At 37.8% G+C, this 25,651-nt stretch carries 24 protein-coding genes; 14 read left to right on the top strand and 10 right to left on the bottom strand.

Translation table 11 applies throughout. The features are described 5' to 3' along the window. The first annotated feature begins 4 nt into the window (after positions 1-4). Both IPM14_01490 and IPM14_01495 read left to right on the top strand, forming a co-directional pair. On the top strand, positions 5-517 hold the full coding sequence (locus IPM14_01490) for a hypothetical protein (GenBank protein MBK9096795.1): 513 nt from the start codon (positions 5-7) through the stop codon (positions 515-517). A 21-nt stretch (positions 518-538) separates the two neighbouring features. Further along, the gene (locus IPM14_01495) at positions 539-742 is read left to right on the top strand and encodes a toxin-antitoxin system HicB family antitoxin (protein MBK9096796.1); all 204 of its coding nucleotides are present in this window, start codon (positions 539-541) and stop codon (positions 740-742) included. 3 nt (positions 743-745) lie between these two features. Here IPM14_01495 and IPM14_01500 read toward each other — a convergent pair whose 3' ends face one another. Next, positions 746-2,302: a DUF853 family protein gene (locus IPM14_01500; protein MBK9096797.1), complete on the bottom strand. Its 1,557-nt coding sequence runs from the start codon at positions 2,300-2,302 to the stop codon at positions 746-748. Positions 2,303-2,369: 67 nt separating this feature from the next. Here IPM14_01500 and IPM14_01505 point away from each other — a divergent pair, with 67 nt between their 5' ends. The 4 genes from IPM14_01505 to IPM14_01520 all read left to right on the top strand — a co-directional run bounded on the left by IPM14_01505 (position 2,370) and on the right by IPM14_01520 (position 7,186). Then, positions 2,370-2,897, top strand: coding sequence for a hypothetical protein (locus IPM14_01505; protein ID MBK9096798.1), 528 nt, complete (start codon positions 2,370-2,372; stop codon positions 2,895-2,897). A 23-nt stretch (positions 2,898-2,920) separates the two neighbouring features. Beyond that, complete coding sequence (locus IPM14_01510; GenBank protein ID MBK9096799.1) at positions 2,921-3,499, top strand: DNA-3-methyladenine glycosylase I; 579 nt, start codon at positions 2,921-2,923, stop codon at positions 3,497-3,499. Positions 3,500-3,705: 206 nt separating this feature from the next. After that, positions 3,706-5,247, top strand: a complete 1,542-nt coding sequence (locus IPM14_01515) for a T9SS type A sorting domain-containing protein (protein MBK9096800.1) — start codon at positions 3,706-3,708, stop codon at positions 5,245-5,247. A gap of 193 nt (positions 5,248-5,440) precedes the next feature. Continuing rightward, positions 5,441-7,186, top strand: a complete 1,746-nt coding sequence (locus tag IPM14_01520) for a T9SS type A sorting domain-containing protein (GenBank protein ID MBK9096801.1) — start codon at positions 5,441-5,443, stop codon at positions 7,184-7,186. Positions 7,187-7,258: 72 nt separating this feature from the next. On the opposite strand, the gene IPM14_01525 is transcribed toward IPM14_01520, so the two are convergent. Further along, positions 7,259-7,945, bottom strand: coding sequence for a DUF2461 domain-containing protein (locus IPM14_01525; GenBank protein ID MBK9096802.1), 687 nt, complete (start codon positions 7,943-7,945; stop codon positions 7,259-7,261). 458 nt (positions 7,946-8,403) lie between these two features. Between IPM14_01525 and IPM14_01530 the strand changes: the two genes are divergently transcribed. Together IPM14_01530 and IPM14_01535 are read left to right on the top strand one after the other, a co-directional pair. Further along, positions 8,404-10,557 carry a T9SS type A sorting domain-containing protein gene (locus IPM14_01530; GenBank protein MBK9096803.1) on the top strand — a complete coding sequence of 718 codons (2,154 nt, stop codon included), beginning with the start codon at positions 8,404-8,406 and terminating at the stop codon, positions 10,555-10,557. Between the two features lie 28 nt (positions 10,558-10,585). Then, complete coding sequence (locus tag IPM14_01535) at positions 10,586-13,129, top strand: T9SS type A sorting domain-containing protein (GenBank protein ID MBK9096804.1); 2,544 nt, start codon at positions 10,586-10,588, stop codon at positions 13,127-13,129. A gap of 53 nt (positions 13,130-13,182) precedes the next feature. On the opposite strand, the gene IPM14_01540 is transcribed toward IPM14_01535, so the two are convergent. Together IPM14_01540 and IPM14_01545 are read right to left on the bottom strand one after the other, a co-directional pair. Then, positions 13,183-14,496 carry a T9SS type A sorting domain-containing protein gene (locus IPM14_01540; GenBank protein ID MBK9096805.1) on the bottom strand — a complete coding sequence of 438 codons (1,314 nt, stop codon included), beginning with the start codon at positions 14,494-14,496 and terminating at the stop codon, positions 13,183-13,185. A 65-nt stretch (positions 14,497-14,561) separates the two neighbouring features. Beyond that, on the bottom strand, positions 14,562-14,984 hold the full coding sequence (locus tag IPM14_01545) for a HEAT repeat domain-containing protein (protein ID MBK9096806.1): 423 nt from the start codon (positions 14,982-14,984) through the stop codon (positions 14,562-14,564). A 238-nt stretch (positions 14,985-15,222) separates the two neighbouring features. Here IPM14_01545 and IPM14_01550 point away from each other — a divergent pair, with 238 nt between their 5' ends. Beyond that, a complete protein-coding gene (locus IPM14_01550; protein MBK9096807.1) occupies positions 15,223-16,044 on the top strand; it encodes a hypothetical protein in 822 nt (273 codons plus the stop codon). A gap of 46 nt (positions 16,045-16,090) precedes the next feature. Continuing rightward, positions 16,091-17,293, top strand: coding sequence for a hypothetical protein (locus IPM14_01555; GenBank protein MBK9096808.1), 1,203 nt, complete (start codon positions 16,091-16,093; stop codon positions 17,291-17,293). A 105-nt stretch (positions 17,294-17,398) separates the two neighbouring features. On the opposite strand, the gene IPM14_01560 is transcribed toward IPM14_01555, so the two are convergent. From IPM14_01560 to IPM14_01570, 3 genes are all read right to left on the bottom strand, one after another. Further along, entirely contained in the window at positions 17,399-17,830 is a 432-nt protein-coding gene (locus IPM14_01560) for a hypothetical protein (protein MBK9096809.1), read from the bottom strand. A gap of 208 nt (positions 17,831-18,038) precedes the next feature. Further along, complete coding sequence (locus tag IPM14_01565) at positions 18,039-18,452, bottom strand: flavodoxin family protein (GenBank protein ID MBK9096810.1); 414 nt, start codon at positions 18,450-18,452, stop codon at positions 18,039-18,041. Positions 18,453-18,656: 204 nt separating this feature from the next. Further along, on the bottom strand, positions 18,657-20,135 hold the full coding sequence (locus tag IPM14_01570) for a DUF4070 domain-containing protein (protein ID MBK9096811.1): 1,479 nt from the start codon (positions 20,133-20,135) through the stop codon (positions 18,657-18,659). A 171-nt stretch (positions 20,136-20,306) separates the two neighbouring features. On the opposite strand from IPM14_01570, the gene IPM14_01575 reads away from it, so the two are divergent. Both IPM14_01575 and IPM14_01580 read left to right on the top strand, forming a co-directional pair. After that, on the top strand, positions 20,307-21,296 hold the full coding sequence (locus tag IPM14_01575) for a HAMP domain-containing histidine kinase (protein ID MBK9096812.1): 990 nt from the start codon (positions 20,307-20,309) through the stop codon (positions 21,294-21,296). An 18-nt stretch (positions 21,297-21,314) separates the two neighbouring features. Next, positions 21,315-22,025: a response regulator transcription factor gene (locus IPM14_01580; protein ID MBK9096813.1), complete on the top strand. Its 711-nt coding sequence runs from the start codon at positions 21,315-21,317 to the stop codon at positions 22,023-22,025. A gap of 29 nt (positions 22,026-22,054) precedes the next feature. On the opposite strand, the gene IPM14_01585 is transcribed toward IPM14_01580, so the two are convergent. Together IPM14_01585 and IPM14_01590 are read right to left on the bottom strand one after the other, a co-directional pair. Then, positions 22,055-22,342 carry an RNA-binding protein gene (locus tag IPM14_01585; protein MBK9096814.1) on the bottom strand — a complete coding sequence of 96 codons (288 nt, stop codon included), beginning with the start codon at positions 22,340-22,342 and terminating at the stop codon, positions 22,055-22,057. A gap of 108 nt (positions 22,343-22,450) precedes the next feature. Next, positions 22,451-22,723, bottom strand: a complete 273-nt coding sequence (locus IPM14_01590; GenBank protein MBK9096815.1) for an RNA-binding protein — start codon at positions 22,721-22,723, stop codon at positions 22,451-22,453. Between the two features lie 337 nt (positions 22,724-23,060). On the opposite strand from IPM14_01590, the gene IPM14_01595 reads away from it, so the two are divergent. Continuing rightward, entirely contained in the window at positions 23,061-23,921 is an 861-nt protein-coding gene (locus tag IPM14_01595; protein MBK9096816.1) for a sigma-70 family RNA polymerase sigma factor, read from the top strand. Between the two features lie 45 nt (positions 23,922-23,966). Here IPM14_01595 and IPM14_01600 read toward each other — a convergent pair whose 3' ends face one another. After that, positions 23,967-24,884 carry a fatty acid desaturase gene (locus IPM14_01600; protein MBK9096817.1) on the bottom strand — a complete coding sequence of 306 codons (918 nt, stop codon included), beginning with the start codon at positions 24,882-24,884 and terminating at the stop codon, positions 23,967-23,969. A gap of 248 nt (positions 24,885-25,132) precedes the next feature. Between IPM14_01600 and IPM14_01605 the strand changes: the two genes are divergently transcribed. Beyond that, positions 25,133-25,504: a hypothetical protein gene (locus IPM14_01605; GenBank protein MBK9096818.1), complete on the top strand. Its 372-nt coding sequence runs from the start codon at positions 25,133-25,135 to the stop codon at positions 25,502-25,504. The last annotated feature ends 147 nt before the right edge of the window (positions 25,505-25,651 follow it).

Genomic DNA, 25,651 nt, shown 5'->3' on the forward strand with positions numbered 1-25,651 from the left:
CACAATGAAAAAATTATCTGATTATCTAGGTGAAGAGCTAAAGATATTTCAATCCAGTATCTGGAAAAGAGAATTTGACCTTTTATCCGGTGATGAACTAATTGCAAAATTATCTTATCCAAAATTTTTTAGCGATCTGGCCGAATTAAAAACGGGTGACGAAGAGTTAGAATTCTACAGACCCAAATTTTTCAAGCGAGATGTTGATATAAGAAAAAAAGGATATCAGAATCCTTTTGCTCACTTTAAAAATAATTTCTGGGGAAGGAAAGGCGTGCTGGAACTTCCACGCGGAGCCAGGCTAACAATGAAATTTGGTTTTTTCAAAAAGCAAGCGGAGATATATCTTGGTGAAAACGAATTACTCGTTTCAATGTTCAGTCGCTTTTCCCTGAAAGAAAGAAGTCAGATAATCATCGAAAAACGATCAGACATAATTGATGAAAATCCATGGATTATTATGCTTGGATTTTATCTAGCCCAGTTGATGAAAAGAAACTCAGCAGCGGGGAGCTAATGATTAGAAAGAAGGAAAACGATGGCTGAAAAGAAAAAATTTCTGTTAAGAATTGATGAAAATGTTCATGCCGCCCTAGAAAAATGGGCGGCAGATGATTTACGAAGTATCAATGCGCAAATTGAATACTTACTTACCCAGGCACTTAAAAATTCAGTTAGATTAAAAAGTACCGACAATACCGAACCAATCAATCCTCCACCAGCTGAACCCGGTGGAAATTAGTTTTTATTTTCGCCTTCTGGTTGAGCCGCCCAATCCAAGTACGCCCAAAATTCCTCTCGCAAGTTCTCTAACCACAGTGTTGCCAATCTGTCTTGTTGTTGAGCTCGTAAGAACTTTTTCAAAAGTACTTTTTTCTTCTTTTGGTCGTCCGCGAGGTTGTTTTGGAATTTCATACTTCGGTAATGTAAACTCTTTTTCCCTTGCCGAAACTTCCAGCTTTCGATTTAACAGTTCATAAGCACTTTCTCTGTCGATCGCCTCATTATATTTTGGAACTAGTCGTGAATTTATAACTAATTCATCTATTTCCTCATTGGAAATAATATCCATTCTCGATTGGGGAGCTCTGAGTAAAGTTGCTGCAAGCGGAGTTGGAGAACCTTTTTCGTTTAAAGCAGTTATCGCTGCCTCACCAATTCCGAGAGAAGTTAACATTTCTTCTGTTTTATAATATTCTGATAACGGATAATTCTCAGCGGTAAGTTTTATCATTTGTCTGTCTTTTGCAGTGAATGCTCTCAATGCGTGCTGAACCTTCAATCCAAGTTGAGAAAGAACACTTGCAGGCACATCTGTTGGATTTTGTGTGCAGAAGAATATTCCAACCCCTTTCGAACGAATTAATTTTATTATGGTCTCAATCTGTTCGAGCAATGCCTTTGAAGCTTCTTTGAAAATCAAGTGAGCCTCATCAATAAAAATTACCAGTTTCGGTTGCGGCAGATCTCCTTCTTCCGGGAAAGAAGAATAAATTTCAGCAAGAAGCGAAAGCATAAACGTGGAAAAAAGTTTTGGCCTGTCTTGCAAATCAACAAGACGAATAATTGAGATAACTCCTCGGCCTTGTTCGTCGATCCTTACAAGATCATCAACTTCAAAAGATTTTTCACCAAAGAATTTTTCCGCGTCCTGCTGCTCAAGCTCAATCACTTTGCGAAGTATTGTTCCAACCGATGTGGTTGATATTGATCCATACTGTTTTTCAACTTCCTGTTTTCCTTCGTTGGAAATGAATTGGAGAACACGCTTGAAATCTTTTAAATCCAGCAGAGGCAAATGTGAATCATCACAGAATTTAAAAATGAGAGACACGAAACTCGACTGTGTATCATTAAGCTCAAGAATTTTGGAAAGAAGCACCGGTCCAAATTCAGAAACAGTTGCACGTAAACGAACTCCGTTCTCTTCTGAAAGCGAAAGTAGTTCTACCGGGAAACCGCTGGCAGCATACTGTAAACCTATTTTATTGTGTCGCTCTTCAATTTTCGGATTTATGGCTCCGGGTTTAGCGATTCCGCTGAAGTCTCCTTTGACATCCATCACCAGAACCGGGATACTTTTGGACGACATCTGTTCTGCAATTACCTGCAGAGTTTTGGTCTTCCCTGTGCCGGTTGCACCGGCAATCAATCCGTGCCGATTCAGTGTTTTTAGAGGGATATTTATAAATAAGTTGTTTACACATTCGCCCTCAAAGATTGCCCCGCCGAGAGTAAAGTAATCATCTTTGAACGAATAAGCGTTTTTCATTTCTTCAATAAATTTTTCTTTTGTGCTCATTGGCTGTACAATAATTATATATAAAAATTATTTGCTTAAATTTATCAAATAAAAATTTGTCATTCGAATGAACTGGTATATTGAATTAGTTACTGCTCACCCAATATTAACAGCAGTGTTACAGTTTGCAATTCTCGGCACACTTGGAGATGCTGTTTCTCACTGGATTGTTAAAAGGAAAATATTCTCTCCATATGATGTTAAAACACTGATTCTGAAAATTATTGAATGGTCAACTCTTGCAGTGATGATAAAATATGCATTCGTCGGATTTCAGGGTTTTGTTGATTCACTGATAGATCAAAATTATCTTCCACCGCTCAGCGGAATCGGCAGATCATTTGCCGTATCAACGCTGATGAATTTACAATTTGGTCCGTTCCTGGTACTAATGCACAGACTTTTAGATAACCTGATTGCAGGAAATCCAAACTGGAAAAATCTCGACAAAGGATTTTATTCCCTGTTATGGTTCTGGATTCCCGCACACACGATTACATTTATACTTCCAAAAGAATTTCAAATTGGATTAGCCGCGCTTTGGTCGCTTGCATTGGGGATAATACTCGGCTTTTATAATAGGAAAACAACTTAGACTAAAAAATTTAAAGGTAAAGAATGAAGAACATTAAACGCTGTCCCTGGCCTTCTGATGATCAATTGATGATCAAGTATCATGATAAAGAATGGGGCGTCCCGCTGCACAACGACAGGAAGCTTTTCGAATTTCTAATACTTGAAGGATTTCAGGCAGGATTAAGCTGGCGAACAATTCTTTATAAAAGAAAAAATTTCAGAAAAGCATTTGATAATTTTGATTTCAATAAAGTGGCAAAGTACGACAGAAAAAAAATCAATTCACTTTTGAAGGATGCTGGAATCGTCAGGAACAGATTAAAGGTTGAAGGGGCCATTATAAACGCCAAAGCCTTCCTGCAGGTAAGGAAAGAATTTGGAACATTTGATAAATACATCTGGGGCTTTGTTGATGGGGAACCAATTCAGAACAAATTCAAATCACTAAAAGAGCTTCCGGCGAGAACAGAACTGTCAGATAAAATTAGTGATGATTTGAGAAAGCGAGGCTTCAAATTCGTAGGCTCGACAATTGTATATGCTCATATGCAGGCCACAGGAATGGTGAATGATCACATTATTGAATGTTTCAGAAATAGGGAAGTTAAAAATTTGGAATGAAATTTTATTAGTTACTTTCATCCGTTAGACACGCCGAAATTCATACAGAATAATTTCCGCTCAACACAAAATTATATTTATTGTTTTTCCGGAAGTTTATATTTTCACCCTAAAAAATTGATCAAATAGAAACATGAACAACTGTACAGATGGGGAGTAAATAAATATCTCAGGTAACTTATAAATATCAAAAAGGAGTAGATAGTATGAAAGTAAAATTCTCTCTTCCAATCTTTCTGGTTTTATTCATTTCGACAATAATATTCAGTCAACCCGGCTGGGTATCTTTGAATTCCGGTGCAACCGTAAATTTAAACTCAGTTTACTTTGTTGATGAAAACAACGGGTTCGTTGTAGGAGAATCCGGAACTGTTCTCAAAACTACCAACGGAGGCATGAGCTGGAATTCAACAACGACATCTCCTGCGGAAAATCTGAATGCTGTTCACTTTTTCAATGTTAACGAAGGTGTTATTGCAGCAAGCGGCGGGGTTATTTTCAGGACAACAAATGGAGGAACAACCTGGAATACAGTAACAACCGGAGTTTCGGACAATTTATTTTCGCTGTCATTCAGCGGGGCAACAGGATTGTGCGGCGGTTCATCACAAACAATTCTTAAATCTACAAATTCAGGTGCTTCGTGGAGTATAATTCAGAATGGATTTTTCGGGGGCGGATTTTGGGGAACTCATATGATTAACGCAACTACAGGTTTTGTAGCAGGAGAGAACAGCATCTTCCAGCCAATGCTTGGTAAAACAACTAACGGCGGAACCACATGGGATTTTTTCCCCTTCTATCTTAACAGCAACGAAGGGAAATTGTACGCTGTCCACTTCTTTGATGCAAATAATGGAATTACAGCCGCTGCAGTTTGGGAAGGCTCGGGCGCAGTTTCAAGAACTACTGATGGAGGCAGTAACTGGAGTACTTCAATATTCGGGCAAGCCTTCTTCGGAATGCATTTTCCCACAAGCACAGTCGGCTATGTAGTTGGGATGGGCGGTGGTATTTACAAAACAACAAACAGCGGTCTTAGCTGGACGAGCCAAAACAGCGGGACCAGTCAAACTCTCAACGATGTCTTTTTTATTAATGATTTCACCGGATTTGTAACAGGAGAAAACGGAGTAATACTAAAAACAACAGACGGAGGCGTTCCAGTTGAACTCACTTCTTTCACAGCAAATGCACAAGAAGGCATGGTAGTATTAAACTGGACAACAGCAACAGAAACAAACAATCAAGGATTTGAGATTGAAAGGGCTTCGTCTTTGACTTCGCCCGTTCAAGAATGGCAGAAGATAGGATTTGTTCCGGGATTTGGAACAACAACAGAACCAAAAAGCTACAGTTACACGGATCAGTCAGTTACCGGCGGGAAATATTATTACAGGCTGAAGCAAATTGATTTTGACGGGAGCTTCACATATTCAGGAGTTATTGAAGCGGAGGTATTGGTGCCAACAGAATACTTGCTGAAACAGAATTACCCGAACCCATTTAACCCGGCAACAACGATAGAGTTCTCACTACCGGTAGATGCACAGGTAAAAATAGGTGTATATAATCTGGTAGGAGAAAAAGTAGCAGAGGTCATTGACAAAGATTTTACAGCAGGAAATCACAGAATAGATTACAACGCATCACAGCTAACGAGCGGTGTATACTTGTATAAGCTGGATGCTGTAGATATATCAGGAAAGAATTATACTTCAGTAAAGAAGATGACATTACTGAAGTAAGAAGGTAAACTTACCAATTAGAAAAGCCCCGCATATCCGGGGCTTTTCTATTTTTAAACAAACAAAAGCACAACTAATTTAAAATGAATGTTGGACTTAATTAATTTTACTTTATATTTTAGCATAGTCAGAGTAAGTTTTTCAAAGCACAACTATGTTAATTCACATTTCACAACTTTTCAAGGGAGTAATTATGAATAAATACATCTTACTATCGCTTCTATTAATTATCACCTCGTCTCTAAATTCATCTTTTTCTCAACAGTATTCATTTGAGGAATTGATAATAGCGAAAGAGACTAATCCTCAAATATATATTGAAGCAAAGAGGGCGGCGATAAATCAGGAATTGCCGGTAAGCATAAAAATTCCTGGCGGCATTTTGATAGACGTTATTAAAGTTGAAAACGATGAGATACTGTATAGTGTTATTAAGAATCTGTTAAATCCATTTTCAAACGGCGAAATTCTAACGTACAATCAGGTCATGCAGAAATATGATCTTACAGATGCAGAAATTAATTGGGGAGGAATGATTAATAATGAGCAGCCAGAGAACGTAGCAACACAACTTTTACTTATACCCGATTGGACCAATGATAATGTTTTGTCCTTTGATCCAATAACCGGAAATCTGGTAAATGCAAACTATATTCCACCAAATCCGGGAAATCTAGCTTCACCCAAGCACGCGTTGTTAAATGTAAATGGTTTTATTAGCGTTTCAGATCAAATTACAGATCTTGTCCAAAAATTTGACACCTCCGGAAATTATCTTGGAATTTATGCTCCTGCTGGCGGAGTGAATAATAATATATTGGATAACTTACGTGGTCATGCGTACAGACCAAATGGAAATTTACTTGTAACTGTGGGCAGCGGGGCCAATACAAATGCTGTACCTGAATTCGATCTTGCAGGCAATTATCTTGGCAATTTTATAGCAATCGGTGCCGGCGGACTGAACAGTCCTTTCTGTGTTTTATTCAGAACGAGTGATGTTTTGGTCACCGGTTCAAGTAGCGATGCGGCACACAGGTACGATTTAAATGGAACTTATATTAATAATCTTATAACAGGTGTTCAGTTCCCGCAGCAAATAATCGAACTACCAAATGGTAATCTTGCCTTAGCAATTTTTTCAACTCCATCCGGATTGGGAATATATGACTCTAATGGTAATCAACTAAACTTTTTTACAGCAGTAACAGGATTGAGAGGAGTCTATCAACTTCCAAGTGGAAACTTTGTGGTAACAAATGGAGCCGGACTTCACGAAATAGATGGAACCAATGGCAGCCTGATAAGAACAATCTATGCTTCAGCCAATTTGCAATACATATCATTGGTTGATTACTCAACAATTCCAGTTGAGTTAGTCTCTTTTTCTGCCAATGTCAATGGAAGTGGTGTTGAGTTAAATTGGGCAACAGCAACAGAAACAAACAATCAAGGATTTGAGATTGAAAGAAGTGCAGATGGTTTTAACTTTAGTCAAATAGGTTATGTTCCGGGTTTCGGAACAACAACAGAACCGAAGAGCTACAGCTACACAGATCAATCAGTAACCAGCGGAACATATTATTACAGACTAAAGCAGATAGACTTTGATGGAAGCTTTACATATTCAGGAGTTGTTGAAGCAGAAGTAGCCTTGCCAACAGAATTCTCACTTGAACAGAACTACCCGAATCCATTCAACCCGGCAACAAAAATAGAATTCTCACTGCCAGTTGATGCACAAGTAAAGATAAGCGTATATAATCTTGTTGGAGAAAAAGTAGCAGAAGTCGTTAACGAAGATTTTACAGCAGGAAATCACAGAATAGATTACAACGCATCACAGCTAACGAGTGGAGTATACCTTTATAAGCTGGAAGCAGTAGATGTAACAGGGAATAATTATACTTCAGTAAAGAAGATGACATTACTGAAGTAAGAAGGTAAACTTATCAATTAGAAAGCCCCGGATATCCGGGGCTTTTCAATTTTGAAAATAGGAAATCAATTTTTAAAATAAATTTTTCACCAGCCACTTATGCAACGGAAGCATGTCCTTGAATATTTTGTAAATAATGTCTACCGCTTTCCCGCCGCCGATTATTTTCAAATTAGAACTTTCAAACCATGCATAAATTCCTTCATACAACAAATAGCCGGGATAAAGTGTATTTGCACCGTAGCCCTTCGGAGTTTTCTTAAATTTTTTTCCGCCGATTGTATATCCTTTCTTCTCCAGCGTTCTTACAATTTGGTGAAGCTCCTTTGCCGAAACGGAATTTGAAACAACATCACGATATTTTTTAAGAAGGTGAGGCGGAAACATATAAATTCCAAGTCCGACCCCAAAAAGTTTCGGCTCAAGATGAAAGTAAAATCCACTGGCATCCATCTTTTTCATTTTGCCGTTCCAGAAATACAAACCCGCATTTGTTTTATACGGTGTTTTATCTTTGCTGAACCGGACATCTCTGTGCAAACGGAAAATAGATTTATCAACTTTCGGGATTGCTACAATATCAGGATCAATATCCTGAAGCTTATCACCCATTTCAACAACAAACTGAATGCAAGGTTCAAGAAAATCAGAATTGTAAAGATCACGGTTGGCTTCAAACCATTCACGGTTATTGTTCTTAGAAAGTTTGTTTAGGAAGGCAGTAGTTTTTTTAGGAAAATCCTTTGGCCCTTTTTTCATTATAGCTCCTTAGTGAGAATCAACGTAAAAATTAAAATGACTATTAAATTTAAGCGGCAAGCAATAACAATTACAATTTTTAATGAGTACCTGCAAATAATATTTTGATATAAACAATGAAACCGGATAAAATATTTTGTATTTGCTTAGAAAAAGATCCCTCCAATTTTTAAATAAAGAGCACATATATGAATAGCATTTGTTAACCATTAAAAATTTACAGTATAAATTAACCATGTTTTGAATTAAGCTTTTTCTTGCTAATTTAAAGCCAGCCTAACTAAATAAATACTTCTTGTAATTTTCTTTCTAGAAGGTTAGTCAAATTTTATATAGTTATCAGGTGCCGCCCTAGAAATCAATTCCCTCTCATCTGATAAAAATCCCTCCGGATAAACTTTCCGGCTTAATAGTAAGTCGATAGTTTTAATATAAACACTTAATGAAGCGGAAACACTATGAAAATTATTTACCTCATTTTACTAATGATTTTATTTACGAATCCTGTTTTATCACAATGGGAATCTATTGGTCCATATGGCGGGTACATTCGCTGCTTAATAAAAGATAACCAAGGCAGAATTATATCGGGTAATGCATATGGGGGGATATTTAGAACTTCTGATGCTGGGCAAAATTGGGAACAGTTATTTACTGGTTATAGAAATGAAGATGTCAGGTCATTAGCTGTCAACTCAAACAATCACATTTTTGCCGGAACAGATTTACGAGGACTTTATCTTTCCACAAATGATGGATTATCATGGGAGAGACTCGTAAATTCAGTTTCCACACGCACCATTAATGATATTCTAATTAAAAGCAACGGAGATATTTTTATAGGAACTTTCAATGGGGTATATCGATCAACGGATAATGGGAACACATTTACCTCGGCAAACAACGGAATTACGAACACATCAATTTATTCACTTGGTTTATCGGGAGATTACATCTTTGCAGGGACAAATGGTGCAGGTGTATTTCGTTCAAGTGATGACGGTGCAAACTGGGAAGCTGCGAACAGTGGAATTAATTTGAATGATGGTATCGTTTGGGACTTTGCGTCTGCGGAAGAAACTGAAAATGTTGGGGCGGCAGAAATTCACGCACTTACACAAAATGAATTGTATCGCTCCTTAAATTCGGGTGCAAGCTGGGTTGAGCTTTCACTGCCAAGCGGGCTTTATGTTGATGTGCTGTTGAAGAATAATGGTGACATTTATGTAGTGGGCGATAAAATATTAAACTCCACTGACCAAGGTAATAGCTGGAACACTTATAACTCACCAACCAGCGCATTAATTTCTTCAGTTGTAGAAATCGATCCAAATTCATTAATGATCGGAACTCAGGGTCCGGGGAATTACGTCTCAACCGATAATGGTTTTAATTGGAACCTGGAAGTTACCGGTATGCCGGCAACAGCAATTACTAATATTAGCACAACCGCTGGAGTCATCAACGTATCTACACGGCATAGTGGAGTTTTCAGTTCGAACGATGGCGGCTTGAATTGGTTCAATCTCAGTTTATCTATTCCAAACGGCTGGTTTTACGGCTTATACCAGCATCCAATAACTAACACATTTTTCGCTTTGCATCAAAATGGCGTTTACAGATCAATAAATGGTGGAGCAGATTGGAACTTGACATCTGCTTTTGGAAAAACAATGGTAGTTAATTCACTTGGAAATATTTTCCTGGGTGGCGGCTCCTTCATTTCCAAATCAACAGACGACGGTGTTTCTTATCAATCAATACAAATTGGCGCAAATGTTTTTTATTCTCTTGATATTGCAGTTGACCTGGAAGATAATATATATGTAGCAACAGCTAACGAAAATGGACTTCAGGGCCAAGGAGTATATAAATCTTCAGACTTAGGTATATCCTATTTTCCGTACAATGTCGGATTACCAAATGACATTACCTCTGTAGAAACCGTAGATAGAACCGGGTTTCCAAGTGTTTTTGATTGCATTAAAGAGATGCTTGCTGCTGATGCAAATGGCAACTTTTATTCAAACAATCAAGATGGGAGCTGGAATCCATTTAACATTGGATTTCAGCAAGGCGGATTAGTAAAAGACATAGCCGCATTAAATTATACAGACGGCATTTCAATCTCAGTAATTACTGAGCGGGAAATGTTTAAAATAAATGATGAATCAAACTGCATTTTTGAAGAAGAAGAGAATCTTCCTGACGATGCTTTTTTCTTAGAAATGGGCAGGCGATTTGGCCTCGGTGATACTACGGCAACTAATTACGTTGGTACTTTAGGCTCGGGAATATTTAAAAGGGATGTTTCAACAGGTGTAGAAAAAGAAGAAAAAACTTTCCCCAATACTTTTAGACTTGAACAAAACTATCCCAATCCATTCAATCCAACCACAACAATTCAGTTCTCACTTCCGGAACGATCATTTGTAAAACTTGAAGTGTTTAACACACTTGGAGAAAAAGTTTCAACGCTTGTTGCCGAGGAGTTGAACGCAGGGGTATATAATTATGAATGGAGCGCAGAAGATCTGCCGAGTGGAATATATTTCTACAGACTTAGCACAAATAAATTTTTTGAAATGATGAAAATGATTCTATTAAAGTAAAAAGAAATAAAAATATTAAGGAGACAATATGAAAACTTTGGTAAAGTTTTTTTATAATTATTTTTTCAACCTACCTGCCGGTAAAAGAAAAATCTATCTGCCAATCATTATCATTCTGGCAATGCTACATTGCATTACCATGGATGCACAACAAAATTTTATGTATCATCCTGATGATGTTTACTGGAGCTATCAGTTTGGATATCCAGGCCTGTTTAACAGAGCAAGAGTTGTTGCTCCTTATAATTCCACAACCATGGTATTTGCTGGAAATTTTGAGCTGCCAAATGAACAAGGCGAATTTGAATCTTATCTGCTTGCATTTTGGGACGGTGTTGGCTGGCGTCTCGAAGGTCCCGGTCATATAAATGATTTTAATTCTGAATTCATTTTAGATATGTGTGTGGTCGGGACTGATATTTATATTGGAGGCAACTTTACTACACTTAACACTGCTAATATTCAATATCTTGCCAGATGGGACGGTTCACAATGGAGTGCAGTAGGCACAGGTGTTAATGGTGCTGTCTATGCTTTGGAAACCGACGGAAATTTTAATTTATATGCCGGAGGTGATTTAACAATGGCCGGAGGCATTACAGCGTATCATATTGCTAAATGGGATGGAAACAACTGGTCTGCACTGTTAGGATCAGGAGGAGGAAATGGTGTTAATGGCAGAGTTCGATCAATTGCAATTGGAAATACGGGAGTTTATGTCGGTGGAGATTTTACAATTGCCGGCGGAACGATTGCTTACTTTGCGGCTCTTTATAATACCGCTGCAACTCCAGATGATTGGCAGGATCTTGATATTATCTGGACAATTGGGAATGTAAGCACAATCGATGTGGTGGGTGAAAAAATTTTTATAGGAGGTGGGTTTCACTCAGTTAATGGTTGGCCCGGAGATTATATTGTTCAGAAGGATGGCGCTGGTAGCTGGGAAGCTATGGGCAGCGGTTCTGATCTGGCAGTTCAGAAGCTTATTGCAACTACTAATGCTGAAGTTTTTGCAATAGGAGATTTTAGAACCGACGCCGGACCAGCCGCCAGCCTTATTGCCAAATGGAATGGTTCTGCCTGGGAAGCTTTAGGTGACGAGCCATTTTATCAATCAGGGGATACTTATGATATTGCCATGCACGACCCGTATGTTCTTTATACTACAAGGTTTGAATTTCAAAATCCAAATTACCTCCTCGGTAATGGAATTTATGAATGGGATGGAACATCATGGTCGGGACTAGGAAATGGAATGGGCGATCACTACTGGACAACAACTATGTTTGTAAGTAACCTTGAATGGTATGATTCGAAACTTTTTGTTGCAGGGAATTTTTCTACGGCCGGGGATAAAAGAATACAGGGATTGGCACAATTCGATGGGGATACCTGGTCAGATGTTGGAGGAGGATCTCAAACTCCATTCTTTTTTGTTAATGATTTGTTGGTTAACGATAATAAGCTTTATGCCGGCGGATATTTTACCAGTATGGGCGGATCGAATGCAAATTATATTGCGGCCTGGGACGGGAATTCATGGTCAGCACTTGGAACGAGTCCAGATAATACTGTGCAGACAATTCATGCGATAGGAACGGATATTTATGCCAGCGGTAATTTTTTTAATGCCGGCGGAGTTCCCGCTACTTTTATTGCAAGATGGGATGGTGTATCCTGGCATCCGCTCGCAAATGGAGGTGTCTTGTGCAATGCGATGGCAAACATAGGAAATGATTTATATGCCGGTGGTTCATTTACATTAATTAACGGAGGAACCGTTTCGGTTAATGGTCTGGCAAGATGGGATGGAAGTAATTGGTTCGATGTTGGAGGTGGTGTCAGCGTAAGTTCTGGAAGTTCTGCTGTGTATGCACTGGCAGTTAGAAACAATGAATTAATTGTCGGAGGAAATTTTACAATGGCAGGCTCAATCCCTGCAAATAATATTGCAATATGGAATGGTTCACAGTGGTCTGCATTAGGTGATGGACTGAATGGACAGGTAAGAGCAATTCTGGTTAATGGTGATGATATTTATGCCGGTGGACAATTTACAATTGCTGGAGGAGACGCGGCATTTTCAATTGCAAAGTGGGATGGTTCTGATTGGCAGCCATTGGGAAAAGGAATTCACCAGGCAAATAATTTTATAGCCACTGCGACGGTCTATTCACTCAAAGCCACTCCTGAAGGATTATTTGTGGGAGGACAGTTTACTCACGCTGGTGATAAGTACTCGAATATGATAGCACTTTACACAGACTTTACAACGGATATTAAGGAAGTCGAAAATCAAGTTCCTTTAGAATGTCGACTTGAACAAAACTATCCCAATCCATTTAACCCAAGTACAACAATTCAGTTCTCAATTCCTGAACAATCATTTGTAAAGCTTGAAGTGTTTAATACACTGGGAGAAAAAATATCAACGCTTGTTTCGGAGGAACTGAATGCGGGAAATTATACGTATGAGTGGAATGCCGAGAAACTATCAAGCGGGATTTATTATTATAAATTATCCGCCAATGAATTTTCTAAAGCGAATAAAATGATTTTGCTTAAGTGAAAATTTATAAGGAGGTCCAATCCCCGTTTCTTTAATTGAAGAGGCGGGAATTTTTATTTTAAATACACCATCTTTTTTGTTTGCACGAATTCTCCGACTCTCATTTGATAAAAATAGATTCCGGATGCCAGACCTTGCCTACCGGCAGGCAGGTTCCGGACATCGCCGGAATGACTGTGGGCGTCGAATTCAATTTCATATTTACCAGCTGGCTTGTAATCATTAACGAGCACGGCAACTTCCTTCCCGAGAATATCAAAGATCTTCAAAATTATTTCTCCATTTTCAGGGAGTTCATAACTTATTAATGTTTTGGAATGAAACGGGTTTGGAAAATTCTGATTGAGCACAATTTCATTGGGAGTATAGATTGAGGTATCAGGTGGAGAAGTGTATTTTATAATGGTCCCGTTCTCTCCGGCAGCAAAACCGTTTCTCGCATCAGTAAATTGCAAATCATAGATAGTGGTGCTATCGGGAGTTTCAAATTCATTCCAGGAATTGCCATGATCAGTTGTACGTAAAAATTTATAACCGGAAGCTGACCATCCTTCGTTGTAAGTTCTGAAATCAATTGCAAATGAGAGTCCGAAAAATGAAAGTTCCTGAAAATTCCAGGTTTCCCCGGCATCAGTGGTTTTAATATTTGCGATGGGGAAGAATCCTTCGGGATCTCCTGAAAGTGTTATTGCGTTCAGTGAATCAAGTATGAAAATGTCGAAGATTTCGTCAACACTAATTCCCCTCGCAACCCAGTTCAATCCGTAATTTGTTGTTTTCCAGACAACCCCGGCTACATCAATTCGCCCACCGCAGGCATAACCAAACTGACGGTTAAAAAACTTAAACTTGTGAATTGGGAAATCTGAAACCATATTCGAATCAATTTCTACTTCTGTCCACGTGTCTCCACCATCAGATGTGTACAAAATATCAGAACCGCCGGCGAAACCACTGAGCGAATCAAAGAAAAAAATTGTTCTAACTATTCCCAGCGAATCGGGAAGGTTGTTTGCTACCCACTCATTACCACCATCCGTAGTTTTCAGCAAAACTGAATTAAAGGGGAACACATCACGAATAGTTAATGCCCAGCCGTAATTTTTATCAGCGAAGAAAATATCCATTATAAAAGTTTGGAGGGTACTGTTTTGAATTTCCCAGCTATCTCCACCATCCGCTGTTCGAATAATAGTTCCGGCTTCGCCGGCAGCCCATCCGTTGAGGCTATCTGCAAATGAGAGAAACCGCAGAGTTCCGGTTACAGGTGACTGCAACTTTTTCCACGGCTGTGTCTGCGCAAAAGAAAAACACAACAGTCCCAAAAGAGTATAACTGAATACTATCGATAAAATCTTTTTAATCATTCTTCAGAAAATTCCGGCTAAAAAAATCAAACAAAACTTAGCCAGAATATCTGAAAGAAAATATGTTATTTTGCTGCCACCAGCATTTCGGACGCAACATTATTTTGTAAATACGCCCGGTAGAATTTTTCACATAATCGACTGACTCTTTCGCTCTCATCAAAACGTATTGCCTGCTTGATTGCATATATTCCGCGGGAGTCTCCGATCTTGTAAAGAGATAATGCAGCGAGGATTCTTAATTCCTCAGACGGGGAACTGCGCAATAATTTCAATAAACAAACAACACTTCTCTGACAGCATAGTTCGCCAACCATATATGCACAACCCGCCTGCACTCCAAGATTGTCAGAAGCCAGTCCTTGTTGAAGCGTTTTAAAACAAGCTTCCATTTCGGAAGAATTCGGATTTGCTGTTTCCTGTGGGAGAATCTGGAAAGAGAAAAGCAGGAACAAGAAAACCGCGAAAAGTATAGTATGCCTTTTCATGGTGCACTCCTTTTGTTTTTATTTTTGTTACGAAGGAAAGATAATCCCCAAAATGCCTCGGTGGAATTGAATTTGGACAAAAGGATAATATTAGATTTGAGTATCCGTTTTCAATGTTAAAAATTTGTAAAAGAAACTGATCTGCATTTTGTTGTCAACCAGGATTTTGCAAATCAAAATACTTTTATGAATTTTTCATCAGGAAGAAAAATTTTTATTATCAATAAACGGAGGTTGTGTGAAAAAGTACTTTTTTATCCTTTCATTGCTTATTCTTGCTTCAGTCTTTTATGCAGGTAAATTAATCGACGACAGAGCAAAAACTCTCTTGCAAACAATAAAACTTTCTGAAGACAATGCAAAGAACACCATCTTTTCTGATATATCTTCTGCATCGTTCTATCTTCCAGGAATAAAAGAATTAAAAAGTGTAGCATTGAATGACAGAGCTTCGAAGGTTGAAGTCGTTGGCAATTACGTAAAGGATTTTACCAAAACCGAGGAATTCAAGAAACGATATAATGAATATCGTGAGCAAAGAAAACCAACTCCGCCCGAAAAGCCCAAAACAGCTGCGGAGCTTAAAAAAGAATATAAAGCGGATATGCAAAAAAGTTTAGAAGAAATGAAAGTCTCCAAATCCCAGGCCCCGGCAGATCAACAGGCAATGTTTGATGAAACAATCAAAATGCTTGAACAACAGCTGAAGGATATTGATAATCCGGATAACCCGATGTTCAGTCCTCAAATGGATGAGTATTCAAAAATGGCTTACGATCAGCAGATGGAAGCGCATAAAAAAGATATCGCCGACTGGGAAGCAAAATATCCAGCGAACAATCCAAAGCCATTAATCAAAAACTGGCTCGAATCGTTTCTTGACCAAACAAAAGATCTAGATTTTAGTGCTCAGACAGCAATAGATAAGAACAGAACTCTTTTTGTTAAACAAGAATACGAGAGAAAAAATAATCTCTGGAAATTATGTTACAGGGCAGGCAAAGAAACAACCAATGCCGGAAGAACATTTGCACAGAATTGGTTGAAAGAACTTAACTGATATACCAACAATTTTTAGTAAAAAATAAAAAGGGGAATTACCTTCTTTGGAATGGATAGTTCTAATTGTATGGCTGCTAATTATTAACGGTGGTCTTGGAGGGCAATATCTTCTTAACTGGATGGGGAACCAGCCGGATTTCACCGGAGGTAAAAAAATTGATATCTCTCCCGGCGTAATGACATGGTGGAGGGAGATTTCAAAACTTGCCTGGGCGACCGTTGCAATTATAATTGAAGTAATTCGCGGGAAAAAGGTTAAGTTCCTGTGGCCAGGTTCGGTGTCGCTGGTAACAATTATAATCTGTGCATTCACCGGTGTAATTGAGAATATCGGATTCTTTTATTTACCAAGATATTATCCTCCGCATGTTTACGCACCATATGTAAGCCTTTATCTTGCTTTACTACCGTTTTGGGGAAAACTTTTATTCAATGCACCAATCAGAAAAGAACATTGGTTCGGAATTTTTCTTGTGATAACCGGACTTTCAATTCCTTACTTTCCATTTATTCTTGGAATGAGTGGAAATTCAAAAAATATTTTTGATGACACTGCGATAATCTGGATATTGATTATTAATGGATGTCTCCTATCTCAACACATTTTAAATAATAAAACTGTTCAGACAGCTTTACCCGGAGTGGGACCCAATGCACTTGTTTTCTGGAGAGAAATTTGGAAGATGATCTTTATTACTTCTGCGCTATTTATAATGCCTTTGATTGCAAATGTTATGGATGCAAATATGCCGGCAAGAATTGAAGCAAAAGAATTTGAGGGCAGAATTCTGGAAAAAACAGATGCAGGCAGCAAAGAAACACTTCTCGATTTCTATAAAATTGAAAAAGATGAATACGTTCTCAAAAATAATATTTCTCCCGAAGAGGAAGAAACAATTAAGTCAATAATTAAATCTTCGGAGTACCACAGGTTCTTTTCTTTATTTGAAGGAAATATATTACCCGGCAACTGGCTGCCGATTTTATTTGTAATAGCAGCTGGATTAACAGGATATGTATACAGTTTTGGCTTCTTTAATTTATCTAGATTCGCCGCTCATTTTTGGGTTCCATATACAAACGTCTACCTGGCGATACTTCCATTCATCATGCTATTATTCGGAAGAGAAGTAACGGTTTACCAAATTATTGGAGCCGCAATCACTACAGCCGGGTTAATGATTGGGGTAATGGATTACAGCCGGAATAAAGTTGTAGAAATCGAGAAGAAGAATAAATCAAAATGAAGTTACTAATAATCTAAAAACAACAAGTCAGAATCACCTTCAAATAGAAAGCAGCCGGATAAACATCCCGGCCGCATCAGCTTTAAAAAAATCTTTTCCTGCAAATCAGAGACTTACTAAATATTCAGTCCCGTGTAGTTTGTGATAAGTAACGTATAGATTTTTACAGATGTTCGCAACTCTTTCGTTGTCATCAAAAACAGCAACGCCGCGCAATTTGTAAATACCGATTGGATTACCAAGCTGGTAAAGTGCAACAGCTGCTGCGATTCTTTCTTCGTCTGTTTTTCCTTCTTTTAATAATTTTAGAAGAGGAATCATTGCACCCGTTGCATCGCTGCTTTGAAGATATGACTCGTTAATCAGATCAAATATTACCAATGCTGAACTGGTATGGAGACCTGTGTTTTCTGATTTGATCCCGACGGTAAGATTATCAACAATAACAGATTTTTTCTCAGCGGGGAACTCAGTTACTTGTGCTTTTGGAATATTCACAACAAGAAGCGCAAATAACAATGTCAATAATGTTTTCATTGTTTGCTCCTTTTAATGTGAGGTTATTTTTTTCAACAGTAATTTAATTTGTGTTCATACATTTTGCTATTTATTAGTGAAGAGAGGAAGGAAAAATTAAAGAAAGGAAAATTTTAGTGCCCGAAAAATTTAAAGAGAAAATCCCCGCCTTAACGGGGATTTTTACTAACTAACATATTCTCTGACTGAGTAATTATTGCGTAAAAATTTATCTTATAAAATCATTCAGATCCAGCTTATCGGATACAGAAAGAGTTCCGTCGCTCGACTTTAATGTGAAGGATAAATTATCTGTTTTTTCGCGAAGATATCTTTTCATAATTCTGAGCATACTGCCAGGGAAGATTTTATAGGTTGCAAAAAGTGCAGTTTTAATCCCATTAAGGGTTGGCAGACGCTTTACAAAGTTCACCCATTCATTATCTGTTCGTGAAAATAAAATTCCGTTGCTCCAGCCGCTCAATAACAGATAATCAGCCCCTTCAAGCTTTTTTGGCTCAAAGCTGTTGATTGGAATAAGCTCGGCAGCTAGACCTCTGTTAAGCAGAAAATCTGCAATCTCCTGTCCGAATTTTCTGGTCGTATTGTCTTTGTTCTGTACTATTATCAATGCCTTTTTCATTTTATAATTCCTTTCTAATTGCTGGGAGAAAACTAATTATCAGTACGGCGCGATACCATTATTATATTATATTCGGATTTTTTTAATGATGGGCAGACAATTTTAGCTTTTGGGGGAAGTGCTTATAGAGTCTTGTCGAACTCATTTCCCTGGTCGGTCAGAGAATTTAAATTAGAATCATTCATCAAAGCTGTCAAAGTAAAACTAAATTTTTGCAGCAATTCTTCTGTAATGATATCCATATACAGCCATCGTCATCGCAATTGGGAATTTATTGGGATGTCTGAACAGACTGAAAGCAACCAACTTCCAGAAATACTTTTTCCCTTTTTCCAGAGTTCCCAGAAGCCATAGTAGCATCATAAATGCACGCACTTCTTTCAGCTTGATTTTATTCTTGTTCCATGACGGGAGCCTGTAATTATTCAGAAAGTGTCTGACGCGGAGATAATATTCTTTTTGTGAATAAATTGTCTTTATAATTTTAGAGTAACCATTCATAAGCTCCCGGTAATTCATCTTCGGGATAAAATTCATTTGACCATCCATATTGTTTCCACTGAAGACATCGAGAAGCCTGTTTTCATTCTGAAGTTTTTTGAAAAGTTTTGTTCCGCTTGGAGCGTTTAGCAATCCGACCATCGCTGAAACGATTCCACTTTTTTGAATAAAGTCAATCTGATCCTGGAAAACATTCGGGGTATCGCTGTCGAAACCGACAATAAAACCACCGGAAACAATAAATCCTTTTTCCTGAAGTTTTAAAACAGATTCAACAAGATTTCGTTTCAGATTGTGTGACTTTCCGCATTCTATCAGGCTCTCACTGCTTGGTGTTTCTATCCCAACAAAGATGCTGTTGAATCCTGCTTCAGTCATCATATCCATTAACACTTCATCATCAGCGAGATTTACTGTTACTTCTGTAATAAAACTGAACGGATACTTTTTCTTCTTTGACCATTCAATTAGTTGCGGAAGAAGATCATCCTTTAATTTTCTTTTGTTGCCAATAAAGTTATCGTCAACCACAGAAATTGGTCCGCGGTAACCAAGCTCGTAAATTCTTTCAAGCTCACCAATGAATTGCACTTCTGTTTTAGTTCTCGGATTTCTGCCATTGAGCATTGTTATACTGCAGAAATCGCAATCGTACGGACACCCTCTTGAATACTGCAATGATAGCGAAGCATATTTTTTTATGTTGAGCAATTCCCACAATGGCGCCGGTGATTTAGTTATATCAGGAAATTCTTGAGAGGAGTAAACGTGTTTCGGATTTCCGTTCTTTAAATCTTCCAGAAAAAGAGGAAGAGTAATTTCGGCTTCATTTAAAATAAAATGATCAACTCCCTGAAAATCCTGATGCTGGGTAGTTGCAAGCGGGCCGCCGACCACAATTTTTACTCCGAGAGAATTGCAACGTCGTATAACTTCTCTGAATGATTTTATCTGAATATTCATCCCGCTGAGAAAAACATAATCTGCCCAGAGAACTTGCTTATCTTCAAGTTTTGAAATATTCATATCGATAAGTTTTTTCTCCCAATCCTCCGGCAGCAATGCTGCAACCGTAATTAAACCAAGAGGTGGCTCAGCAACTTTTTTTGCTACAAACTTTAGGGCATCTTTAAAGCTCCAGAATGACGATGGTGTTTCAGGGTAAACTAAAAGTATTTTCATAAGGCGCTCTGATTTATTTTTATTAAACCACAAACGAATTATGCATAAAATTTTTAAGCGATACTGTAAAAGAATTGTAAATGTTGAGTCCGCTGATTTGAACTTCTATTACAAATGAATGATATTTACTTCAGGTATAATTAATTATGTAGTACCAAAGGTATTGCTATTATGAGAGGGAAACACTCTCTTTTTTATCACATCCTGATTTTTATAATCGCACAGCTTGTCTGGCTGTCTTTATTAGGAATATGGATTTACTGGTATGTTTCAAACTATATTGTCTTTGAAAAAGTCGGCGACCAGGTTTCACCGCAGCTGATATACGACGTTCAAAATGCACTTCCATTCATACTCGGATTAGTACTTCTCATCGGTTTATCTTTTACAACATCATTAATATTCCGGCATCTTAATGTCCAACTGAGAATAACAGAACTCTATGACAACTTTATCGGCAACGTCACGCACGAACTTAAATCACCTCTTTCTTCCATTCAATTATATCTTGAAACATTGAAGCACAGAAATGTTTCGCCAGAAAAAGCCAAACAGTTTGTTGATCTTATGATAAAGGATACTGATCGCCTGCAGCGACTCATTAATTCAATCCTTGAAATATCGGCACAGGAAAAGAAAAAACTTGCGCAGGATTTCCAGGTGTTTAAGGCATTTGTAGTTGTGAAGGAACTAATAGAAGAAGCCTGTGAAAAATTTCGTGTTGAGAAAGAATCCTGCATCATTACCGGAGACACAAACTGTCAGATAGCTGCATCGGGAGAGGCATTAAAAGTTGTGTTCGATAATCTTGTTGACAATGCTGTGAAGTATTCGACAAAGACAACAAAAATCGATGTGTCAATAAACTGCAACAGCAAAAAAGTTTTAATTGATTTTACTGATAACGGCATAGGAATAACTTCAAAAGAGCAGAAAAAAATATTCAACAAGTTTTACAGAATTTACAACAAAGAGATCCCCAATGTAAAAGGCACCGGACTCGGGCTTTACAGAGTCAGAGAAATTATTAAAGCACATGGCGGGAAAATCTCAGTTTCGAGTGAGGGGGAAAACAAAGGTTCAACGTTTAAAATTGAATTACCAGCGTACGATGCGCTCAGCAAAAGGCAATTAAAGAGATTTTTAGTTACTGAAAAATAAAGCAGAGTATGGAATGCTATGACAGATGATTTTAAAGGCAGCAGAATTTTACTGGTTGAAGATGAAGAAACTCTTGCAGTCGGATTAGAATATAATTTATCTGAAGAAGGATACATTGTTCAGTGGGCAAAGAACGGAAGAGAAGCGGTTGAACTATTTAAAAAAGAAAAATTCGATTTGATAATTCTCGATATAATGCTTCCGTATCTTAATGGTTTTGAAGTTTCCGCAACAATTCGTAAATCCGACCCGCAAATACCAATTCTGATGCTTACAGCAAAAACTGAATCCGGTGATAAAGTGAAGGGACTTGAGAAAGGCGCAGATGATTATATGACAAAGCCTTTCCATTTGCAGGAACTTTTACTTCGGGTGAAGGGAATGTTAAAGCGTAAAGCCTGGTACAAGCACTCATACGAAAACCAATCTGTTTATAACTTCGGTTCAAATAAAATCAATTTTGAATCTTTGATTTGCCATAACGGAAAAGAGGAAATACGACTTACACCTCAGGAAGCGATGCTCTTAAAATATCTGATTGAGAGAAAAGGACAAATTGTTACAAGGAAAGAACTATTGGAGAATGTATGGCATCTCAATGCCGATATTGAAACCCGAACAGTAGATATTTTTATTGCAAGACTGAGAAAGTATTTTGAAGTCGATCCTGCAAATCCGGTTTATTTCAAAAGTATCCGTGGTGCGGGATACATGTTCGAGGAAAATTGATAAACAATTGAGAATGAATTAATAAATTATCACCTTCTGCCAAAATTTTTTCCGCCGCCCGCACTATTTCTATCGCGCCCCTGTTTTGCTTCGTTAACAATTATTCTCTTTCCCCTGAGTTCAAAATCATTCAGGGATTTTAACGCCTTTTTACCCTCAACCTTTCGAACCATTTCCACAAAAGCAAATCCCCTGGACATCTGGTTAGAAATATCCCGAGCTATACGGACATTACTAACACTTCCATGCTCTGCAAATAGTGTTGTGAGTTCCTGTTCATTTACATCGCGAGATAAATTTCCGACAAATATTTTCATTATCAACTCCTGGTTTTGTTTAAGGGTAATTACGATTGCGGGTATTGAAACAATAAATAAAAAGCCGCAGTAGAACCGCAGCTTAAATTCCTCACAGAAAATTAGTAATTATCTTCTTCTACCGCCGCCGCCTCTTTCTCTCTGCGGCCTTGCTTCGTTAACAATAATTTTCTTCCCTTTAAATTCAAATGTGTTTAATTCGGTCAAAGCTTTTTGAGCCTCTGCTTTTCCGGGCATTTCAACAAACCCAAAGCCTTTGGATGTCTGTGTGAACATATCACGGATAATTTTTACACTATCAACTCTTCCGTGCTGAGCGAAAAGATCTTTTAATTCTTCATCTTTAACATCTTGTGCTAGATTGCCTACGTAGATATTCATTTTATACTCCTTTAAATTGAATGGTAATAAGTTTTACTCCGGCATCAGACAATGAATAAATCCCTGCCGGTATTTTTGAATCTGTAAATAAATATAGGAATAAAAGAGGGGGACTGTGAGAAGTATTTCTCTTATCTTAGTTTTATTTCGCAGAACGACCGCAACATAGGTTTATTATCATAGAGTTGCAAGGCGAATGCGCTCATAAAATGATATTAAAAGAATCTTTATTTCGGTATATTGCAACGAGAAGAAATTAAACAGCGCACTATTGACTTACCGTTGAATATTTCCTCAATAATCCATTTGTGAATTAATTCAGAAAAGAAAAATCGTATTGAAATTAACGCGTCAATTAACAAACCGAGAAAACAAATCATTAGACCAGTATTTTCAGGAAATAGGGAAATATGAACTCATTTCATCTGAAGAAGAAGTTGAACTAGCCATCAAAATACGCAATGGTGATATGGAAGCTAAAGACAGATTAGTGAGAGCTAATCTTCGTTTTGTAGTTTCAGTTGCAAAAATGTACCAGAACCAAGGTCTCTCTCTTGGTGATTTGATTAATGAAGGCAACATTGGTCTTGTGAAAGCCGCCCAGCGTTTTGATGAGACAAGAGGATTTAAGTTTATTTCTTATGCAGTCTGGTGGGTAAGACAGGGAATAATGTCCGCCATAGCTGATCAGTCAAGGGTGGTTCGGCTTCCGCTTAACCGTGTTGGAAATTTAAGCAGGCTCAGCAAAGTTTACAGAGATCTTGAACAGGAACTTGAGAGAAAGCCAACTACGGAAGAACTGGCTAAAATTCTTGAAATCTCCGCTGATGAAGTTGCGTACATTCTTCAGATTGCAAGCAGACAGGTTTCAGTTGATGCCCCCCTAAGCAGCGGCGATGAGAACAAATCCACACTGATGGATGTTTTATATAACGAAGAGCTTCCGATGCCGGACGCAGAATTGATGCACGACTCTCTTAAAAAAGAAGTTGAAAATATGTTATCAATGCTTGACACACGGGAAGCAGAAGTAATACGGCTTTCATTCGGAATTGGAAGCAACCAGAAAGCAACATTGGAAGAAATTGGAGAGAGATTCAATCTGACAAGGGAACGAATAAGACAAATCAAAGAGAAAGCCCTCAGAAAACTCAGGTCCTCCAAAAGAAGCCACAAGCTCAAAGAATATCTTGGTTAAGAATTCATTACTCTCTAACTGCCTCTAATCATAATAAATTCCTTTTCATCCAACAATGCTGGAAACTTTAGCCTCAGCCTTGACAAATGCCAATTCGGTTTGCCTAATTCTTTCCAGTCTCATTGAATTTGTGCGGTGTTTGGGAATGAAGACTGATAAAAAATAACTTCTAAAAATATACCACCAAAAGCTTCTTTCAAGAAGAAGAGGGTTTATGTTTTTTTCAATTTCTTTGTGTGCAGCAGGAGATTTGTACCAGTGAAGTCCTGCTTTGTGATGGTGGATAGTGTGGTATCCGTTATTGAATAATAGAAAATTTAAGAAGCCTGTAAAATTTCTGGAATGATTCCACTCGGATTCTTCATCAGCGTGAACGTGCTGCACATAATTAAATATCAGAACGCTGAAAAGAGATACTTGCTGAGGAATTATTACAAAGAGTAATGCTTTCTCCCAATCGATTAAAAGTGTGGCCGCGATCCATATACCAAGAACAAAATATTGTGAAATACTTATCCAGAATTTTTCTCTGTTGTTAGCTTTCATCTCCTTTAGATAAGCCATTATCGCCCTTTGCTGGTAATACCCGCTGATAGTTGGATATGAAATAAGAGTTAGAAAATTATTTTTTTCACTAACCCTGTACGTAATGGAGTCATCGCCTTCGCGGTTGTTATAACGATGGTGATTTTTATTGTGAGTCGGGATCCATGCAAAAATCGGGAAACCATAAAAAACGGTCAGCCACCAATCTGTAAGCACGTTCATTATTTTTGATCGCCACATTGGAAGATGGTTATGGTTGTGAGTCATAACTGCAACCGAAACTGACATAAATAAAAACCAGGTGTATAGAAACGGATTAACCCCAATCCACACCCACTGTACAATAAACAAAGTTGTTGTAATTAAAATATAAATAAGGCTTTTAATATCAGCCTTTTCTTTGAGCCTTAGATTCATTTCGATCAACCCTCTACTTTATAAATGAACAAATCATCACAGCAGATCAGATAAATGCAATTAGTCTGAATTGTCAGGCCATAATAGAGATGTTGAGCTTCAGATAAAAGATTATTAATACATCCGGAAGAGGTTTTACACTTATTTTACAATTCGCTAAGATCAAAAAATATGGATGTGATACTTATACATCACTTACATATATTGCACCTGTTAATAAAGGAATTGACAAAACAGCAGGTACAGATATGAAGAAAAAAACTTATACAAAGGAAATATTCATCCCCGAGCTTAAAGAATTTTCAGCAGCTTACCCCCAGTTCGCCGGACTTGCGACAGGAGAAGGAAAATTTCTTTTCGATATTGTGATGAAGCCAGAAACATTTATACAGGCAATGGTTCTAACAGAATACAGAATGCCGGCAGTTACAAGCGTTGCTGAACTATGCTATAATGAAGCCAGAAAGAAAAAGGGATTTCAGTTCACAGCTAGAGTTAAACAATTAATCGGTGCTATGATTGCCTCTTTGATGACTGCTAACGGCTATAAAAAATCGGGGAAGAAAATGTCAATAATTCACCGGGCATATACGCGCGGCGAGTTTTACGTGAAGAAGTAAAACAATAAATGTAAAGTATCAGACTACTGAGACACACGCTTAACATCAAAGAATTTGATGAAAAAAACATGTTTTTTATATATTTAACCCAATAATTGAAAAGCATTTTTTACTATTTATAATTTTGATGATTTATAGTTTGACAAT

The sequence above is a fragment of the bacterium genome, from assembly GCA_016716565.1.
GTDB lineage: Bacteria > Bacteroidota > Ignavibacteria > Ignavibacteriales > Ignavibacteriaceae > IGN2.

What these genes read in the sequence shown, in the direction of transcription:
- IPM14_01490 (MBK9096795.1), top strand. Translation starts at nt 5, where the DNA reads ATGAAAAAATTATCTGATTATCTAGGTGAAGAGCTAAAGATATTTCAA.
- IPM14_01495 (MBK9096796.1), top strand. Translation starts at nt 539, where the DNA reads ATGGCTGAAAAGAAAAAATTTCTGTTAAGAATTGATGAAAATGTTCAT.
- IPM14_01500 (MBK9096797.1), bottom strand. Translation starts at nt 2,302, where the DNA reads ATGAGCACAAAAGAAAAATTTATTGAAGAAATGAAAAACGCTTATTCG.
- IPM14_01505 (MBK9096798.1), top strand. Translation starts at nt 2,370, where the DNA reads ATGAACTGGTATATTGAATTAGTTACTGCTCACCCAATATTAACAGCA.
- IPM14_01510 (MBK9096799.1), top strand. Translation starts at nt 2,921, where the DNA reads ATGAAGAACATTAAACGCTGTCCCTGGCCTTCTGATGATCAATTGATG.
- IPM14_01515 (MBK9096800.1), top strand. Translation starts at nt 3,706, where the DNA reads ATGAAAGTAAAATTCTCTCTTCCAATCTTTCTGGTTTTATTCATTTCG.
- IPM14_01520 (MBK9096801.1), top strand. Translation starts at nt 5,441, where the DNA reads ATGAATAAATACATCTTACTATCGCTTCTATTAATTATCACCTCGTCT.
- IPM14_01525 (MBK9096802.1), bottom strand. Translation starts at nt 7,945, where the DNA reads ATGAAAAAAGGGCCAAAGGATTTTCCTAAAAAAACTACTGCCTTCCTA.
- IPM14_01530 (MBK9096803.1), top strand. Translation starts at nt 8,404, where the DNA reads ATGAAAATTATTTACCTCATTTTACTAATGATTTTATTTACGAATCCT.
- IPM14_01535 (MBK9096804.1), top strand. Translation starts at nt 10,586, where the DNA reads ATGAAAACTTTGGTAAAGTTTTTTTATAATTATTTTTTCAACCTACCT.
- IPM14_01540 (MBK9096805.1), bottom strand. Translation starts at nt 14,496, where the DNA reads ATGATTAAAAAGATTTTATCGATAGTATTCAGTTATACTCTTTTGGGA.
- IPM14_01545 (MBK9096806.1), bottom strand. Translation starts at nt 14,984, where the DNA reads ATGAAAAGGCATACTATACTTTTCGCGGTTTTCTTGTTCCTGCTTTTC.
- IPM14_01560 (MBK9096809.1), bottom strand. Translation starts at nt 17,830, where the DNA reads ATGAAAACATTATTGACATTGTTATTTGCGCTTCTTGTTGTGAATATT.
- IPM14_01565 (MBK9096810.1), bottom strand. Translation starts at nt 18,452, where the DNA reads ATGAAAAAGGCATTGATAATAGTACAGAACAAAGACAATACGACCAGA.
- IPM14_01570 (MBK9096811.1), bottom strand. Translation starts at nt 20,135, where the DNA reads ATGAAAATACTTTTAGTTTACCCTGAAACACCATCGTCATTCTGGAGC.
- IPM14_01575 (MBK9096812.1), top strand. Translation starts at nt 20,307, where the DNA reads ATGAGAGGGAAACACTCTCTTTTTTATCACATCCTGATTTTTATAATC.
- IPM14_01580 (MBK9096813.1), top strand. Translation starts at nt 21,315, where the DNA reads ATGACAGATGATTTTAAAGGCAGCAGAATTTTACTGGTTGAAGATGAA.
- IPM14_01585 (MBK9096814.1), bottom strand. Translation starts at nt 22,342, where the DNA reads ATGAAAATATTTGTCGGAAATTTATCTCGCGATGTAAATGAACAGGAA.
- IPM14_01590 (MBK9096815.1), bottom strand. Translation starts at nt 22,723, where the DNA reads ATGAATATCTACGTAGGCAATCTAGCACAAGATGTTAAAGATGAAGAA.
- IPM14_01600 (MBK9096817.1), bottom strand. Translation starts at nt 24,884, where the DNA reads ATGAATCTAAGGCTCAAAGAAAAGGCTGATATTAAAAGCCTTATTTAT.
- IPM14_01605 (MBK9096818.1), top strand. Translation starts at nt 25,133, where the DNA reads ATGAAGAAAAAAACTTATACAAAGGAAATATTCATCCCCGAGCTTAAA.